Annotated in this window: 9 protein-coding genes; 2 read left to right on the plus strand and 7 right to left on the minus strand. The window is 40.7% G+C overall.

The window, feature by feature from the left end; genetic code table 11:
* Positions 1-341: 341 nt before the first annotated feature.
* Together LC454_RS06175 and LC454_RS06180 are read left to right on the plus strand one after the other, a co-directional pair.
* A complete protein-coding gene (locus tag LC454_RS06175; RefSeq protein ID WP_223580670.1) occupies positions 342-2,672 on the plus strand; it encodes a TonB-dependent receptor in 2,331 nt (776 codons plus the stop codon).
* Positions 2,673-3,854: a PepSY-associated TM helix domain-containing protein gene (locus tag LC454_RS06180; RefSeq protein ID WP_223580672.1), complete on the plus strand. Its 1,182-nt coding sequence runs from the start codon at positions 2,673-2,675 to the stop codon at positions 3,852-3,854.
* A 171-nt stretch (positions 3,855-4,025) separates the two neighbouring features.
* On the opposite strand, the gene LC454_RS06185 is transcribed toward LC454_RS06180, so the two are convergent.
* The 7 genes from LC454_RS06185 to LC454_RS06215 form a co-directional block, all read right to left on the minus strand.
* Positions 4,026-5,510, minus strand: coding sequence for a RagB/SusD family nutrient uptake outer membrane protein (locus LC454_RS06185; RefSeq protein WP_223580674.1), 1,485 nt, complete (start codon positions 5,508-5,510; stop codon positions 4,026-4,028).
* A gap of 36 nt (positions 5,511-5,546) precedes the next feature.
* Positions 5,547-8,657, minus strand: a complete 3,111-nt coding sequence (locus tag LC454_RS06190; RefSeq protein WP_223580676.1) for a SusC/RagA family TonB-linked outer membrane protein — start codon at positions 8,655-8,657, stop codon at positions 5,547-5,549.
* A 263-nt stretch (positions 8,658-8,920) separates the two neighbouring features.
* Positions 8,921-9,646: a LytR/AlgR family response regulator transcription factor gene (locus LC454_RS06195; protein ID WP_223580679.1), complete on the minus strand. Its 726-nt coding sequence runs from the start codon at positions 9,644-9,646 to the stop codon at positions 8,921-8,923.
* 76 nt (positions 9,647-9,722) lie between these two features.
* Positions 9,723-11,042, minus strand: a complete 1,320-nt coding sequence (locus LC454_RS06200; protein WP_223580681.1) for a RagB/SusD family nutrient uptake outer membrane protein — start codon at positions 11,040-11,042, stop codon at positions 9,723-9,725.
* A gap of 20 nt (positions 11,043-11,062) precedes the next feature.
* Positions 11,063-14,401, minus strand: coding sequence for a SusC/RagA family TonB-linked outer membrane protein (locus LC454_RS06205; RefSeq protein WP_223580683.1), 3,339 nt, complete (start codon positions 14,399-14,401; stop codon positions 11,063-11,065).
* 34 nt (positions 14,402-14,435) lie between these two features.
* Positions 14,436-17,039 carry a zinc-dependent metalloprotease gene (locus LC454_RS06210; protein ID WP_223580685.1) on the minus strand — a complete coding sequence of 868 codons (2,604 nt, stop codon included), beginning with the start codon at positions 17,037-17,039 and terminating at the stop codon, positions 14,436-14,438.
* 310 nt (positions 17,040-17,349) lie between these two features.
* Positions 17,350-18,789: a sensor histidine kinase gene (locus tag LC454_RS06215; RefSeq protein WP_223580687.1), complete on the minus strand. Its 1,440-nt coding sequence runs from the start codon at positions 18,787-18,789 to the stop codon at positions 17,350-17,352.
* Positions 18,790-18,818 lie beyond the last annotated feature (29 nt).

Raw genomic sequence — 18,818 nt, forward strand, 5'->3', positions numbered from 1 at the left:
TAATTATGGAAATATGAATTGCTAAAATAGCCATCCTATATCAATAAATCGTAAACAAAATATGTACTCAAAATAAAGAAAATAAAACGAGCAGCTTAACAACATCGAATAGATTTTCTGCTACAGCCCCTATACGATGGTAAAACATTCCTCTATTCCTTAATATTCCTGGTGATCAAGAAAGCCCCTCCAAATTGTATTCCTATTTATCGTTGGTAATTTTTTGAATGAGACAGCCGCTAGATGAGCATATTAAGCGAAAAAAATAGCAGTTTTTTAGATGAAGAAAAATTAAATATTCTATATTTGCATCAATTTATATTTGATCTAAATAAACTACCATGAAGAATAGAACACGATATATGATGTTCGCAGCAGGAAGCCTTGTCCTTCTCGGGACTCAGTTACATGCACAAGAGTTATCTCTCCTTGTTAAAAATACAGAAAATCAACCAGTGGCTCAAGCCAATATCAAGCTCAATGGGAAAAACATTGGTTACTCTAATCAGCAGGGGCAATTTCATCTCGCTAAAGTACCGTCGAATAGCCCACTTCAATTTCGAGTTTCCTATACTGGTTACTCAGCCCTTGAAAAAACAGTGAGTTTAGATACGGTCAGTGGTCCTATCCTATTTCAGTTAAATGCAACACAGACTTTAGACGAGATTATTGTTACCGCCGGTCGTAAAGCCGAAAGTATCTCTACAGTGCCTTCTTCGGTATCCATTTTAACAACAAAAGAGATCGAAGCACAGAGCCAGATCAGCACCAATCTTTCAACGATACTTGGCAATACAATTCCAGGTTTGGGTACGGCTACCAACAAAGCAACCAATTCAGGTCAGACTTTACGCGGGCGATCTGTACTGGTTTTAATAGATGGGATCCCGCAATCCACACCATTAATGAATGGACAGCGCGATCTACGCACGATCGATCCCAGTGTTATTGAACGCGTGGAAGTTATTAAAGGAGCAACCTCCATCTATGGAAATGGCTCAGCTGGCGGGATTATCAACTACATCACGCGCAATCCAGCAAAAGATTCAGCTCCTATCCAAGGAATTACCAGCCTGAGAACAACCTTCAATCCTATAAACAGTGGCGGAACGTTGGGCTATCGTGCCGCCCAAACATTATATGGCCGAAAAAACAGCTGGGATTACACCGTCAGCGGATCGGCGGATTATGTGGGTCTTCAGCGCGATGGTGATGGAACAGCCCTCGGTCAGACTGATGGTCTTTCAAATACCTATCAATACAATGCATTCCTCAAACTTGGCTACACCATCGATAACAGTTCCAATCTATCCGCTGTATATAATTTTTATCGAAGCAATCAGCACAACAGATACATCAGCCAAACGGGTGTCTATGGACAATCCCCGACTATCGGTGTAAAAGGAGATGATCCTGGCAAACCTGCCGGCACGCCTTACAACCACAATGCGATGCTGACTTATACGAAAAATAATCTTTTTGCCTCCACTTCTCTCGTTGCATCGGCTTATTATAACACCTTTCGATCCATGAATCGTTATGTCGAAAAAGCATCGGCATGGTATGGTCCTGGTCAAACACAGATCAACTCCGAGAAAAAAGGATTGCGTATCAATCTCAACACGCCTTTTCAAGTATTTGGTTCTAAGGCGGATGTCACTTACGGAATTGATCTCCTGAATGATGTCACTGATCAAAACCTAACGGATGGTAGAGTCTATATTCCTTATATGAATATGCTCAACGTGGCACCTTATGCACAAGTAAAGATTGATTTCCTAGAAAATCTAATTTTCAAAGGTGGGGTCCGTTATGAAAATGCAACCGTCAAAATAAAAGATTTCAACACCATTGCTACGGGCCCGGACAATGCGGGTAGCATCGCTGTTAAAGGCGGCGAAATACCGTATAAAGGAGCTACATTCAATGCCGGCCTCCGTTATAATAAATATTCATTCTTTAACCCTTTCATAAGCTTTTCACAGGGTTTTGCCATCAATGAACTTGGCCGCATTGTCCGCAGGGCAACCGACAACGACCTAGATAGTCTAAAAACAGATCCCATCATTACCAATAACTATGAAATCGGGTTTTCCAGCAACTACAGTATTTTCCAATTATCTGCTTCCTACTATTATAGTACTTCAAAAATGGGTGTGGAACTTGTAGACATTGGCGGTTATCTGATGCCACAACGACTTCCCGAGGATGTCTATGGATATGAAGTAGCCCTAAGTGCAACCATCAGCCCGCAACTGACTGTGGGTGGAACGTATGCGTATGTTGAGGGGAAATCGAAAAAAGAAGACGGCACGAAATCCTACCTCAATGGCTCACGTATCGCTCCGATCAAAGCGACGGGATATATCTATTATACCCCGATCAAACCATTGACCTTTCAATTATTCTGGGTACATACCGGGGCTCGTGACAGATTCCTGCCTAACGACAAAGGTGTATATAAAAACAGCGAGGGGCCGGTTAAACCAGTAGATCTTTTTAACTTAAATGGTAATTATCAGATTAACAAACAATGGTCATTGGGACTAGGCGTTGAAAATCTTTTAAATAAGAACTACTACCCAGTTGTAAGTCAATACCGTGCGCTAAATGAGGAATATGTAAGAGGTCAGGGAATGATGGCTTCCTTTAATATCAATTACAAATTTTAGATGATCAAGTCGAGCATACTTTGGCTGCATAAATGGCTCGGGATAATCACCGGCATTATTGTATTCATTTTAAGTATAACGGGATGTATATATACCTTTCAGGATGAGCTCAAACTATGGGCTTATCCCGAAAAGTATTTTATACCCCTTGTTGACAGCTCCTCAGATCCACTCCCATTAAGCACCTTACTGCACAATGCGCAGCATAGTCTGGACGAGGGGCAGAAAATCTCCCGTATAGACCTCTATCCGGCTAAAGATCGAACCTGGGTATTTCGTGCCATGAAAACAGATGAAACAGCCTTTGGCCATTGGAATTACTTTCGCTATTATAAAAGGGTGTTCATTAATCCTTATACGGGTAAGGTGCAACAAGTTGAAAACACAAAGACAGAGTTTTTTCAATTGGTATTACAACTCCATCTCAATTTGTTGCTGGGAAAAAAATATGGTCATGCTTTAGTCAGTTGGTCTACAGCGCTATTTATTGTCATTCTATTGAGCGGGATCGTATTGTGGTGGCCGAAAAAATGGAAGGGAAAAAATCTCCGCAGGAGCTTTTGGGTAGACACAAAAGTTAAATGGAAACGGTTAAATCACGATCTGCACAATGTGATTGGCTTCTATAGCCTTTTTATTGCAATGGCTTTTGCTATTACAGGTTTGGCATTCGCATTTCCGGGATTCAAAAAGACCTATATCGCTACATTTAATCTTTTTCAACAGGAAGCGACATCTAAAACGCTAGCTGTCCCGACACCAATCCCCTTAGCTTACGAAAAATTTCAGGACAATGCACTGCACTATAGTCTCAAAAATTATCCGCAGGCCGAAATGCTTTCCATCCGGTTGAAAAAAGAAACAGAGCAAGAAGTCGATATTCAAATCAGAAGGTATGAAAAACGAAGCGGTGTCTTTAACTGGTTATATTTTGACAGAAAAGAGGCCAGTTTAAAACAAATCAAAAGCGGTGACAACTTGCGGTTCGGAGATAAACTTGGATCGCTCAATTATGACATCCACACCGGTAGTATCGGAGGCTTGGGAACAAAGATTATTGCTTTTATCGCCAGTCTTTTTTGTGCTTCCCTGCCAATCACAGGGTATATTATCTGGCTGAACAAAAGCAAGAAGGCAAAGAAAAAGAAGGGTTATCAACATAATGTTAATAAGTACTGTTAATAACAGTATCTTTTCTTTTAAACAGCTTTTCAACACAGTTATTAACATAATGTGGAAAAGTACAACATTCATTCCCACCTATAAGTCTAATTTGTTACTATTCAGAAAAAGAAAGCCAGTAAATAAACATACTAGCTTTCTTTGAGTAATAAAAAACCAAAAGAATAACGACTAGAGATTTGGATTTCTTAAAGTCTCTTCGTAAGGGATAGAAAATAAGTAATAGGAGCTGTTTTGGACAAAAGTCGATCCGTCAGGAAATTTAATAACACGATGACCTTGACCATTAACCAATTTAGGTTTACCATCAGCCCCGACAATCTCTACTTGGATAGGTTTTCCATCGTCGTCAACATACGACTTCCGGGTCACCTTACCCTGAGTACGAAGAATATCAGATAATGCAAATCCTTCTCCCCATAGCTCCTTGCGTCTTTCAATAAGAATTTCTGCAATTAATTGATCAACATCATTTCCAGTAAATAATTTCGCGTTTCTGGCTGTACGCAATTTATTCAATACCGCTATTGCCTTATCTTTTTCTCCTGCTCTCGCATAGCCTTCAGCTTCAATCAAAACCATCTCGGCTGACCGCATATATACAATATCACCAATTAAATTAGATTTAAATTTAAATTTCTTATAGCGCAGAAATCCCTCTCTACCAGGTAAATTGTCCCATTCAAACAAAGTATAACGAACATCATTCGTGTCGAATAAGTTTTTAAAATAAGGGTCAGCCATAAAACTATAGTAATAAGATCCTGCAGATGACACATCCAGGTAGTGGAAGGTGTAACTTGCGACGCTCTGCTCATTCGTTTGCATATGTCCCCAAATCCACTCTTTATTTCCTAAATCATTAAAACCAGTTTGATAATCTGACGCACTCATCAATTCATAGTTTTTAGCAGCTTTTGCAGCATATTCCGCTGCCAGTTTCCATTGTCCAGTTTGCAGATAAGCACGCGCCAGTAAGCCATTAACGACATCAATGTTGATATCATATTTGACATCTCTCACAACAGTTGCCAACAGCTTTTCACTATCCTGAAGATCATTCAATATCAATTTATACACTTCTTCCAAGGTTGCTCTGGGGTGGCCCTGTGTTGCCGCCGTACTCGGTTCTGTATAAATTGGAACCGATTTAGCACCTTTGTCCTTTAAATAGCTAAACTGATAAAAAGAGGCCAAATTGAGATAAGAAAATGCACGCAATGCCTTTGCCCTTCCTTTCAAAATATTTTTAGCCTCAACAGAACCCGCGGCATTGTCCACTTTTGCGATAACATTATTCATATTGTCAATCACTTTATACAACATGATCCAAAAAGAATTAACGCGGTTGGACCGATTATTTGTTAATTCGGTAAATGCATAAGCATCCCGATAGCCATATTTGGTCGTTACAGCTACATCACTTCCCATGGCATCACTCGTGCGCATTACCGCTGTATACCCTGGGTTAGCATAGGTAAAATAGGTATCATTCAAATATTTCCAAGTACCATTTATAACCGTTGCGACATTGTCCGTATTTTTAAAGACCTCTTCTTCTGATACAGACGTAGTCGGACTGGTCTCTAGAATATCCTTACACGATGTATTGGCCAAGGATAAGGCTATAAGTATAGATGTAATTTTTAGTTTCATGATTTTCATTTAATTTTTTAGCTTAACAACACATCATTAAAAAACAAACTGAACGCCACCAGAAATTGTCCGCATCGCTGGATAACGGAAATAAGTAGCTCCATTCACCGTTTGTTCAGGGTCCATTCCTTGATGACCATAAAATGTCAGTAGGTTTTCAGCAGTCGCAAAAACGCGGAGCTTTTCTATCCCAATTCTTTTAATTAGCACTGGTGAGAGACTATATCCCAGACTGACATTTTTAAGACGCGCATAGGTACCACTGTATAAAAAACGTGTCGATGATGAAGTCCAGTTCAGATTATCCGTCGTCAATTTAGGTACATCAGTTTGCGTATTCTCTGGTGTCCAGTGTTCAAGTATTTCCTTTGACCAAGCACGTCCCGGATTACTTCCATTGTGCATAATCTGAATATAATCATTATCCAATATTTGACCGCCAAGGCTGAAACTCAACAAGGCTGATAGATCAAAATTTCTATAGGTAAAGCTATTCTGAATCCCGCCGACCAAATCTGGAAGCGAGCTACCTGCTATAAAATTGCCTGCTTTTCCATATTCCGAAGTTTTTTCGCCTGTCTTATAACCATCTTTATCAGCTGTATACCATTGAGGTAATCCATTTTCAGGATTTACACCAGCCCATTCTGGCAAGTAGAAGTCATAAATACTACCACCTACACGCAGGAGTTTATTTCCTGTTGGAATTGATTTATTGTTATTTGGCAGCGCCGTGATCTTATTTTTGAAATGCGAAAAATTAACATCCAGATTCCATCTAAAGTTTTCATTCTGAACAGGAATTGTATGGATATCAACATCGATACCCGTATTTTTCAAAGCGCCAATATTTGCATCATAGCCGGTATACCCTGTTGAATATGCCATTGGCATTGTGAACAGTAGATCTTTACTCCTTCGGTTAAAATACTCAACAGTTAACGATACCCTGTTGTCAAATGCAGACACGTCAAAACCTACATTGAGATTGAGATTCGATTCCCACTTTAAATCCGGAGTAGCCAATCTCCCCGTATAGGTTCCCCCTCTGCCCAAACTGTTAGCAATAGTATATAGCCCTTTGTAGGCATAATACGTTCCGAGATTATCATTTCCCTGCCCGCCATAGCTCGCCCTCACAGTCAACTGATTAATCGTGGAATTATCTTTCAAAAAGTTCTCCTGCTTTAATTTCCATGAACCACCCAAGGACCAAAAAGTACCCCAACGGGTATCAGGGGCGAATCGAGAAGATCCGTCAGTTCTTAAGGATCCAGATAGATAATACTTGTTATCGTAGTTATATTCTACTCGCCCTAAAAAACTCAATAATCTATAATCAACACTGGATCCAGTAAAATCATTTAATTGTGACGCAGCCACTGGTTCAAAAAGATCAGGCATCACAAAGCGCTCCCTACTTCCACTAATATTACTGCTATTGAAAGCATAATACTCCTGGCCAGCCAATACATTAAGATAGTGCAAACCAAACTGTTTTTCGTAAGTCAATAAATTGTTCCAGGTCTGTGCAACAGTACGCACATTTGAGCGATATACATAACCTCCAGTATTCACACCATCTCCCAGGACTGGATTGGTATAATCATGTGTATTCCCATTGGTATAATCAACACTGTAGGTCGATTTTAATTTTAAATTTTTGGTAAATAATGCTTCCAAATAAGCCCGTGCAGAAAGATTCTCCCGACGAATATCATTTTTATCCAGTGGTAAAGAAGCTGCCAAATTATTTCGCGGTGTTGCGCCACTTGGTCTGTACTCCCCAAAATCATACACTTTATTTCCGTTGGCATCGAGCACAAAAGATCCATCCGGATTTCGTTCATAATACGGATAAAAAGATGGAACCAGTCTCGTAAAGTTGATGATATTAGCCGTATTGCTATCCTCGGATTGAGGGTATTTCTGCTGCGTGCTGCTACCACCGATATTCACCCCTGCATTCAACCAAGATTTAACCTTACTATCAATATTAGCTCTTAAGTTATAGCGTTTAAATCCCGATTCTATTGCGACCCCTTGATCGTTAAGATATCCTCCCGAAATGTAATAGGTACTTTTTGCCCCACCCCCACTAAATCCAAGGTCGGCCTGTGTACGCACACCGGTACGCTGTAATACATCTGTCCAGGGATCATCCCAAAGGGTTTTTGCTCCCGCAACAAGTTTACCATCTTGTCCTACGGGCTGTGGAAACTGACCACCATAAGGATTGATATTAAGATCTGTCAACAATGTTTTACTTGCATTTGTCGCTGATTGAGCCGCAGATAATCCATTGGACAGATTTTTATTTCTTAGAGCTTCCCAATAGAGTTGAAAATACTCATCGGTCGACACCTGATCATAATCGCGAACTGCCCGGGTTGAATAACCTTGAGTAAAATTCAAATTAATTTTTGTATTATCAGAGGCGATACCTGATTTGGTCGTAATAATAATTACCCCGTTAGCCCCCCTAGAACCGTAAAGTGCGCTGGAAGCAGCGTCCTTTAATACCGAGATCGACTGTATATCGTTCGGATTAATGGAATTGATGTCACCGGCATAAGGGTTGCCATCCAATACGATCAAAGGTGCACTGGAGGCATTGATAGATCCAATCCCTCTGATCCGGATAGTCGCCTCGGTACCAGGTTGGCCTGAAGAAGCGACCGACTGTAATCCCGGAACCTGACCTTCTAATGCTTTTGTGATATTAGAAACCTGTCTGTTCTCGATCGCTTTACTGCTCACGGTACTAACTGAACCAGTAATATTAGATCTTTTAGATGTACCATAAGCCACCACAACGACTTCTTCCAAATCTGTGCTCGATGGCTTCAAAGCCAAAGAGATAGTACCTCCGGTGGCTCTCAGTTGTTGTGATTCGTAGCCTATAAATGAAAAATCCAAAAGAGGAGCATCCTTGCCCAAAGCGCTAATCGTAAACTCACCTTTAGCATCAGTTAGTGTCACCTTATTCTGATCTGATATACGTACACTTACGCCAGCTAGCGACTGGCCGGTGGTCGCATCAGTAACTTTCCCCTGGATGGAACGTTGCTGTGCATACAATTTATTCATACTGGCACTAGACAATGCTACCGCTACAATAGGAATGTATTTGAATGTTGAGTGCATATTAAGGATATTTAATAAATGAGTTAAGTATAATAAATATATAGAAAATAAATAAATTCAATGTAATTATATCACCAAAAAATGTGGCAAAACATAGTGTATTTAAAAATCTACTAAATTGATAGATTTTATCAGATCGCAAATATAATACAATCTATACTAATTTACTATACATTTTTTATAAAAAAATAAATAATTGAAAATCAAATAATTACAGATACCACTCAGGACAACAAGTTGATAGTAAGCAAGCTAACAAATTATTATTGATCTAGCCAGCGCTGAAAATTTGGGGAACGCTCTTCGCTAACAATCACTTCAATTCCATTTGGAGTTTGGGGAATTAGTTCCAATTTAATTCTATTCCGACTTATTTTTAACATAGACTGAATAGAATCAATACGAATAAGAAATTTTCTATTAATTTGAAAAAAAACGAATGGATCTACCTGAGTCACCAAGTGGACTAGACTATCTTCAATAATATAGGCTACACCAGACTCTTTTTCCACCGCATATAGTTCTTTATCTTCTGCCATAAAGTAGGCAATATCGGCAATCGCCAGGGACTTTAAAAAGTTGCCATACTTCACCAAAAAGCGTTGCTTTAGACGCAACTCAGCTTTGGGTAACAGCGGCTCAAGACGTTTCATTGTCTGCGCGAGCTCTTCCACATCGAAAGGTTTTAATAGATAGGCATAACCTTGATTTTGAAAAGCCTCCAATGCATATTGTTCATAGGCTGTTGTAAAAATAAGCGGCACATCAATCGATACCTGCTTAAATATTTCAAAACTCAGTCCATCCATCAGATGGATATCCATAAAGATCAGGTCAAAATGATGCTTATTGATAGTATTCACCGCTTCCTGAATCTCCTTTGCATTGGTAAAGGTCAATGTGCCATCCCCATAAAGGTCTGTCAACATCTCCTTTAAGCCTACAAAAGCCCAGTCTTCGTCTTCGACAATCAATATATTCCATCCCATGGGTTGAATGTAATAAAAAATCCATTTCCTAAGAAAGAAAATGGATTAATATATAAAGGATTAAAAAAAATTGACCTTATTTTAATAGATCTGGATTATTATTGATCGCTTCCTGTGGATAACGGATCACATAACGCGGATCGTTTTGCTGCAAGGTCACCGTTCTACCAAAACTCGCATGTGTTATTGTAGGCCTTGTTGTACGTTTTAAATCGTACCAACGCAAACCTTCAAGAGCTAATTCAAGTTTACGTTCAAGTAATACCGCATCCAGCAATTGTTCTTTGGACAAGGTCGCATCAGCTTTTGTTTCTTTGGCGTAAGCATCGACCGTAAATCTGTTTTTCTTCAATGCGGACAAATATTTTAGCGCTTCCGCCGTATTTCCCAAACGCACATTGCATTCGGCGATCGTCAAATAAAGTTCAGCATTTCTAAAACTAACATTAAAACGATTTTCTCCACCTTTAAGGGAAACATAGTCACCACCTCTTTTTTGGAAGTAACGTCCCTTTCTCAAATCACCTTCTGAGTAGGACGACAATAAAGAAGGCGAAATAAATGAACTCGAACGAACTTCTGGAATAGATACTTTCTCCAACGCCATAATCATCTCTTCCGACTCAAAATCGTTCGGCAGCTTACTTCCAATAGCGTTTAGATCGACCAATCTACTATTTATAGTCAATGCTTTTTCAGCTGTTTCAATTGCCTCTTTCCATTCCCCGCGATACAAATGAAGACGTGATGCCATCGCATATGCCCCACGCTTGCTAAAGCGGTAATTTGCGCCTTTGGCCTGATCGTCTACCGTAAGCAATGCTGTCCCCTTCTCCATATCTGATAGCACCTGCGTATACGAGTCGCCTATGGTTGCCGGCACAAAACGTTGTTCCAGATCGATTTTGGTCGACAGCGGAACTCCACGCAAACCTACATTGCTTGGTGAATAGACCTCACTATAGCAATTCAGTAATTCAAAATGAGCATAGGCACGCATCAGGTAAGCCTCACCTTTGATCTGATCGACGTTAGCGTTACTGGTCAATTTTTCGTCAATCGTACTGATGATCTGGTTACTATAGAAAATACTCTTATAGAAGGCCAGATACGGATAAGCAGTGGTTGCCGGATCGGGATTTTGATCGTTCCAGAGATAAATATCTTTGGTTCGGGCAGCATCTGTAGAGCTTTCATCCAAAAGCAGTTCGTCTGTACGTAAAGACAGATACGATTTATGTGCTGGAAAACTAGTGTAGCCACTTGTCATCAAGCCTCTAAAATCACTTTCTGAGGTGGGAATGACAGTCCCCACCGGTTGTATATCTAAGTATTTATTGCAGGAAGTCAATACACTAGCTGTCATGATCATTCCAAAATAAACTATCTTCTTCATTTTATAATCAATTAAAAGAATTAAAAACTTGCCGAAAGACCAAAAGCAAAAGATTTGCTGATCGGTTGCGCATAATAATTACCGTAGGTTTCTGGGTCAAAATATCCCTCATAATTTGCTCCGAAAACAAATAGATTGCGCCCTTCTACATTCACACGCAAATTGTTTGCTCCGATCTTCTTGCTCATGGCCGCTGGCAACGTATACCCTAGACGGATACTATTGATACGGACATAACTCATTTTCTTGGCCCAGATATCATACTGATTAAATGAATTGATCGGATCATTGCTTTCCATCCAACCATAGGCCATCCAACGCTCATTTAGTTCCGAACTGATACTTCCCAATGCTGGCAAGGCTGTCTTACCCTGTAGAGCCATCAGGAGATCCTTCGTATAATTTTGCCCGCGATCAACTTTAGCCGGATTGTAAGTCGGTGTGCGGCTTACCCAACGCTCTAGGTTGAAGACCGCTGAAATCGCCAGGTCAAAATTAGCATAACGAAAACGGTTGGTCATACCACCTACAAATTTCGGATCCTTGCTGCCTTTGTATTTGAATTTAGCACGGTAATCTGCTGCAGTCATGCTCGTCTGGGAGGTATATCCTGGTAAGAAATCTGCCCAAGGATCATATAATCCGTAAAACTCTTCAACGCTCGAAACAGAGCCATCCTGATTTCTGAACTGCATAACACCGTCTTTATCCAATCCAGCTGTTTCCAGTACATACATACCATTGATCGGACGCCCCTCTTGTGTCTCTGGTGCATAAGCTTTGGGATTATTCATGACCTTCAATAATTTATTATTATTGTGGGCGATGTTAAAATCCGTTGACCAGGAGAATTTTTCGGTCTGAATCTGACGGCTTGATATAGTCAATTCCACCCCCTGATTTCTTGCCGAAGCCCAGTTTACCTGGACATCCTGGAAACCATTTTCCATAGGTAAAGCACTATTTGCAATCAGGTCTTTACTTGTTCTATTGTAATAATCAACTGTAATATTCAGCCTATTTTTCCAAAGCCCCAAATCAATTCCAGCGTTATAAGATTGTGTACGTTCCCAACGTAATTTGTCATTGGCAGGCATACCTACCACTACTGTTCCTTCTGGATATCCAGGTAGTATCGTTGAATTGTCATAGTTTCCAACAATAAACGGATAGGTATTGCGATCCACATTTCCCTGAATACCATAGGAAGCACGGACACGGAGATCAGATAAAGCCGTCTTGCCTTTGATGAATTCTTCTTCCAACACATTCCATGATCCAGACAATGACCAGATCGGCAGAAAACGATATTGCGGATCTACCCCAAACATATTGGAACCATCATAACGAATGCTACCATAGACATTATATTTGCGGTCAAAGGTATAAGTCGCATTTCCATAAAAAGACGCATATGAATTCTCTATAAACCCTTTTTTATAGGGATTAAATCGTTGATCATCCTGATAGTTGCTATTCGGAAAAACAATATTCTGTGTGGTCAAAGTTGATGGGTTATACCCAAAACCTTTGGATGAAACCATTGTATTCTTACTCCGTCTCAGTTCTGTTCCGCCCATGAGTTCCAGCTCATGCTTTTCATTCCAGGTTTTGTTGTATTTTAAGTAAGTTTTCCAGTTGTATTGAAAAATGCTATTATGGTTATTTTCAATTTTACCGCCCGTAGGTAAAAAATATTTAAACGTTTTACTCGCGGAATCGTAATACCTTGTTGCAGCACGCAATTTACGGGTGTTGTAACTTTCCTGATCGGCAAATCGTTCCATACTATTTTCATCAAACTGCAAGCCAAATTCGGTACGTAAAGACAATTGCGGTATAATGGTATATTCCAGGTAACCAATCGCTTTCAATGCCTTATTTGTCAATGCATATTTGGTATTTTCCCGCTCCTCTATTGCATTGAAAGGAATGTAAGTATCTTTTTCATAGCCTTCGATATCCGGATCGTAGCTATACTTCCCAGATTGATCGCGTACAGTCAAATATGGATTAACCAAACGCATATAATTACTCGGATTGGTAAATGCATCGTCATCCTGGATCGGGTTTCGTCTGTTTGAAATCGACCCTAGTAGATTAATTCCCGCTTTAAATCGATCGTTGATATTGAAATCATTGTTTAATGTCAATGAATAACGACGTAGATCTGCTCCTTTAGTTGCTCCTTTTTCATCATAAAAGCCGCTGGACAGATAATAACGATGCGCGTCATTACCGCCAGAGATCGAGGCTGAATACTGCTGGTTTAATGCCTGACGGTACAACTCTTTTCCCCAATCTGTTTGCTGAAGGCGCAATTGATTGATGGATTGCTGCACATCCGGAGATAAAGCGGCTAATCCACCGGAGCGATAAGCATCCAATGCATCTGCGTTATCCAGGATACGCATAACTGCCCCCTTACCTGTACGGTAATTCAAGTCGGTACGGTTAGCCATCAATAGCTCAAAATCCACCTTCTCGTTGGCGTTCATCAAGTTGAGTTTACCAAAGTCAGGGCGTTCGGTCACAAAGGTATTCGCTGAGACCTGCAATTTCGCCGGACCGGATTTACCTCTTTTTGTTGTGATCACAATAACGCCGTTAGCAGCACGTGCACCATAAATCGAAGTTGCTGCCGCATCTTTTAATACGGTGATATCTGCAATATCATCGGGATTGATTCCTGCGATCGGAAGATTATTCAGACTATTCAGGTTATCCTTATCAATCCGGTTTGGCAATTCTGTCCCTTCTATGGGTAGTCCATCAATAACCCACAATGGATCCTGTGTACCATTGAGTGATACCGTACCGCGGATGCGGATCTGTGGTGCACTATTTGGACCACCATTAAAATTGCTCAACTGTAAACCAGCTACCTGACCAGCAAGCATTTCATCAATAGATGCAACGCCTGTCTGCTTGATATCAGCTACATTGATTTTATTATATGCTGTTGTATTTTTACGTTTTTTGATGTCGGTATACCCTGTTACGATTACTTCATCCAGTGATTCACCACTCGGTTGTAGCAAAATCGTTCTGTGATCCTGAAATACTGGAACCTGAATACGTTGGTATCCCACATAACTAATGGTGACGTATTTTAAGTTTCCCGGAACTTTTAGGCGAAATTCGCCCGAAGCGTCAGTCAATGATCCCAATGCAGATTGTTGTACCTGATTGGGTACGCCAATGTCTTCCGCTACTGCCGAACTTTCGACAACAACCGTCGCCCCCACGACTGGCTTTAATGTGACCGCATCCAGTACCTTTCCTTTCAGCTCCTTGGATTCCTGTGCATGCGCCATTTGCACACACATAAAGGTCAGCGGTATTAAAAACTTATTCATTTTGGTAGATGTTGATATAATAGATGTTAATATATTAGTTCAATTCCAGTGTATTTGCAATACGCAATTGCAGATCCATATAATGTGCCTTTGTTGTGGCATCTCCTGTCCGTTGTTTCTGTTTCAACAATTGGTAAATCTCATATAGTTCAGCACGTTTATAGGTCAGCATATCCGATGTGCGGATCATTCCAGTGACATGCACATTACGTAAACCCGTTTGAGCAGAAGCTGCATGATGCGGATGCAAGCACAGATTAGGTTGAGTTCCCTCAATCAATTGTTCGACACCAGCTAATTTCTTGGCATTTAATTTCTCCATGGACTTATTTGTAGAGACCATCAGTACATCTACGTAATTCTGTTGCAACATGCGTGTTTTAAGATCCAATGCCTGTCCACTGACCGTTTTTGCGAAGATCTCTTTGCGTACCGAGGCTAAAAATGCAGGAGCACTCCATGCCTTCTTGTCGCCAAAGAGGTTTTCCATTTCGACCATGCGCAATAGACGCTCATCGTTGACCAATTTGTAGAGCATGGCATACTGAAATTCGCGCTGCAGATTATAAGGTGCATATTCAAACGGTCCCATAGGTGAATCTCTTAAAGGGAAAGTTTTCGCCATCAGTTCCGGAACAAATAACCACTCCGGCATATAGAACACATTTTTCTTTAAATATTCCAGTGCAGCTACCTGTTTCTCTTTGGGTACTGGGCTATATGCATTTTTTTGGTCGCCCAAAACAGCATTTTCAAGATAAATACCCCCGATATTATTGAGCACATGGTCAGCGTAAGCATACCATTGACCAACGACTCCCATATATAATTTACCGGCACGATAATAGTCATCCCCCGTATTCGTGGTCCAGTTGATGATATTTGGCATCATGCGACGTAAATTTTTCATCCCATATTCACCGGCTTTCATTGCATCGTCACCAAGATCCTCGGACTGTGCCCTTGGATCCACAATATTTTTGGAATCTTGTTGTTCACCGTAATGATATATCGGGTCATGTACATGGGTATCAATTTCTTTCCGCAACAAAGGTATTTCATCCCAAGGCTGTGTTTTGCCATACCAACGGTAAGCCCATCCAATAGCATATTTGTCATAAGTTCCGATCACGGGTGTAATCTGTTCAACACCATCTTCAGGTTGCGCCACGTAGTTGAAGCGCGCATAATCCATAATCGATGGAGCCGTACCGCCCATTTTTGCGGTAAAGCTTTTACTACGAAGTGAATCTACCGGAAAACTTGCCGACGAACCCATATTGTGCATCAAACCCAAGGTATGTCCAATCTCATGCGAAGAAACAAAACGAATGGCATGGGCCATTTTTTCATCCGAGAATACATTCGATCGCACCGAAGTATCCACGATACCTGTTTGTATCCGCATCCAGCTATTTAGGATCGTCATCACGTTATGCCACCAGATAACATCCGCCTCCAAAATTTCTCCGGAGCGTGGATCCACTACAGATGGCCCCATCGCATTGGCCTGCGCTGACGCAGCGTATACAATAGAAGATACATTTGCATCATCTGGATCAAATTTGATACTATCCGGTTGCTGTTTTGCCAAAATCGCATTCTTAAAACCTGCCGCCTCAAAGGCTTCCTGCCAGTCGTGAACACCATCGATGATGGCTTGTCGCCATTGTTTTGGCGTGGCCGGATCCAGATAAAAAACAATAGGTTTCTTTGGTTCTACCAATTCACCTCTCAGGTAACGGGCTTTGTCCTCATCTTTCGGTTCCAGTCGCCAGCGGTTAACCAGATTTTTTTTATCCAGTTCCTGTTGCTTATCGTTAAAGTACCAACGTGGCGATGTAAAAAAGCCAATACGGGGATCCGCAAAACGCGCCACCATCGGCGTTTCAGGTAGTTCATAAAGGTTACTTGTAACCTCTAATGAAACCGGCACCGATTCATTCCCTTCCGTTACTTTTGTTGACAGGACCGATTTCACAACAATATTATTGGAATACGATTTAATTTCCTCGATGGTCGATATACTGGTTTTAGGAGAAGTACCTAAACCCAAAGAGGTGAAAACATCCGTAAAGCTCTTTTCCGATCCATCAAACACTTTATTGACTTTGATCACCACAGCACTGGAGTCTTTTGAATAACTCTCGACTTTAAACGATTCGATGTAAGAGGGACGATAATTATCGTAGACCGATGCGGCAATCGCATCAGCTTTAGGCACTTCTACCTGAGGTTTAATCTCCGAAACCCAGACTTCTTTTTTCTCTTTGCGTAGGGTAAATCGAATGACCTTATTTTCATAATTCATTCCCTTATTTACACCAGCTTCATTCAACGCCAAAGGAACGGAAGACAATTTTTGAATCAGGAGAATGTCCTGTCCCATTTTTTTCAATGGAATTTCAAAGTAATAATTATTTTCCTTTCGAATCACACCAAACATGCCGCTATCCACGCGCGCGTCTTTAAACAGTTTGTCATAGGCAATCGTCGTATCTTTCTTGGCGGTAGAATCTTTCGCAGAGGTAACAGTCTCTTTTTTTCGTAAACCTACAGTTTGCAATACAGAACAAGATTGCATGAGGCCTGCCGAAAACAAGAGGCTAAAGGCTAGCTTGGTATAAGTGTTGTTCATTTAGAATAATTATTTCTGAGTGCTGTTTTTCAATAGCATACATGCATTTGTTGCACCCGGTGTGTTTTTCAATGGCATTGAAGCGATCATCTACTCCTGATAGCTCTCTTATCAAGCGCTATTGAGCTGAAGATCATTTCATCCGAATAAGATTAGGTTAATCTTGCAATTAAATTCCTAGATCAGGAGCCAAATTTGTTAAAAATATTGTACAGAATCACCACGAAAGGGACGAGTACGTATTTCTAACGTATGAACACGTGCATCGAAACTATGAACACGTGCTTAACAGACTTAACCTTACGCTATTTTAATGATCTAGCAAGGGTAAGTTGACAAAAAAGCGTCCTTCTTCTGTTCCAAAGTCAAAACCATCCAACGTATAATGGGCATACATAGATACCAAGTAATTAAGCCCATATCCTTCACCTTCCACCTCTGTCCCCTGTCGTGGCTGCCAATTGTTACTTACTTTGATGATATTGGTGTCCGATAGATAAACAATATGGATCTGAAGTGGATTTTCCGTCGAAATCCGTGTATGTTTGATCGCATTCTCCACCAGCATCTGCAAAGCCAACCGTGGTAGCTTCGCTCCCATCACATCCATTGGAATGGAGATCTCCATATCCTTCAACGCTGTTCCAAAACGCACCTGCTGCAAAAAGAAATAGGCTCTGGCCAGTTCCAGTTCTTCTTGTAGCGAAGACCAGTCCGACTCGTCCGTACGCAGCATTTTACGATAGACCTTTGTCATCTTGCCAACGAATGACTTGGCCAGATCATTATCCTTACCGATCAGATATTGGAGTGAACCAAACGTATTGAACAAAAAATGTGGATTGATCTGTTGCCGCAATTGAACCAGACGCATCTGCGTATATTCATTTTCCTGCTGCAAAGCCATTAATTTGAGTTGCTGAATTTTGCGCCGCTCAAGCACATTAAAATAGATAAGTGCTATTGCAACAAGCATCAGACCAACTCCAAGTAAAATACTATAGGTCATCACCTCCTGGACTTCCTCCTCAATAGTCAACAACAAGACGTTTACCCGAATTTCACCGCCCACAAAAATAATGGAACAGGGGTAGGAAGTAACCATCACATCCAGCTTTAGGTAATCCGACTTGACGATCTTTCCCTGTGTAATAATATCACTATCCTTCGGGCGCCCCCATTTTCGGTTTTCAGGTGAAACGATGCAGATCCCTTTATCGCTATATATTTCAAAATAAGCCCTTCTGCCAAAATAGAGATTGGCGAAATAAGCATTTAATTTTTCAATATCGACATAGACATGGTATAAACGATGTTGTATTGTACGCGTTTTAAGCAGTATCCACATCTTATTATCGACACGGTCCAAGTGACTGGCTGGAACGAGGATAAGTAGGGAATCGCGACGGATATCCCCTGATGGTACGGCATCAACCAACCTTTTCTCAGACGTGTATAGCTCCTGTTGTAACAATTCCAGCTGCTTATTCACCAGCAACATGTTTTCATCGGCAAAATCTACCAATATTCTTTTATTCAGTCGATCTATTTTATGGTGGATAATACCGAGCAGCCCCCCACCTATCAACAGCAACAAAAGCAAACAGAAAATGAGTATGGTACTGTTTTTCTGTTCCGCATTTTTAAATCGAAAATTCACCCTGCAAAAATACAGGAAAATTTTCGAGCAATACAAAACTACCTGATAAGAAAGGACTTTGCCCGCCCATTTGTCAATGAAACTTGACATATTTCACCAGTAACCTTAAAATAAATCGG

Source organism: Sphingobacterium sp. GVS05A (assembly GCF_019969845.1).
Classification (GTDB): Bacteria; Bacteroidota; Bacteroidia; order Sphingobacteriales; family Sphingobacteriaceae; genus Sphingobacterium.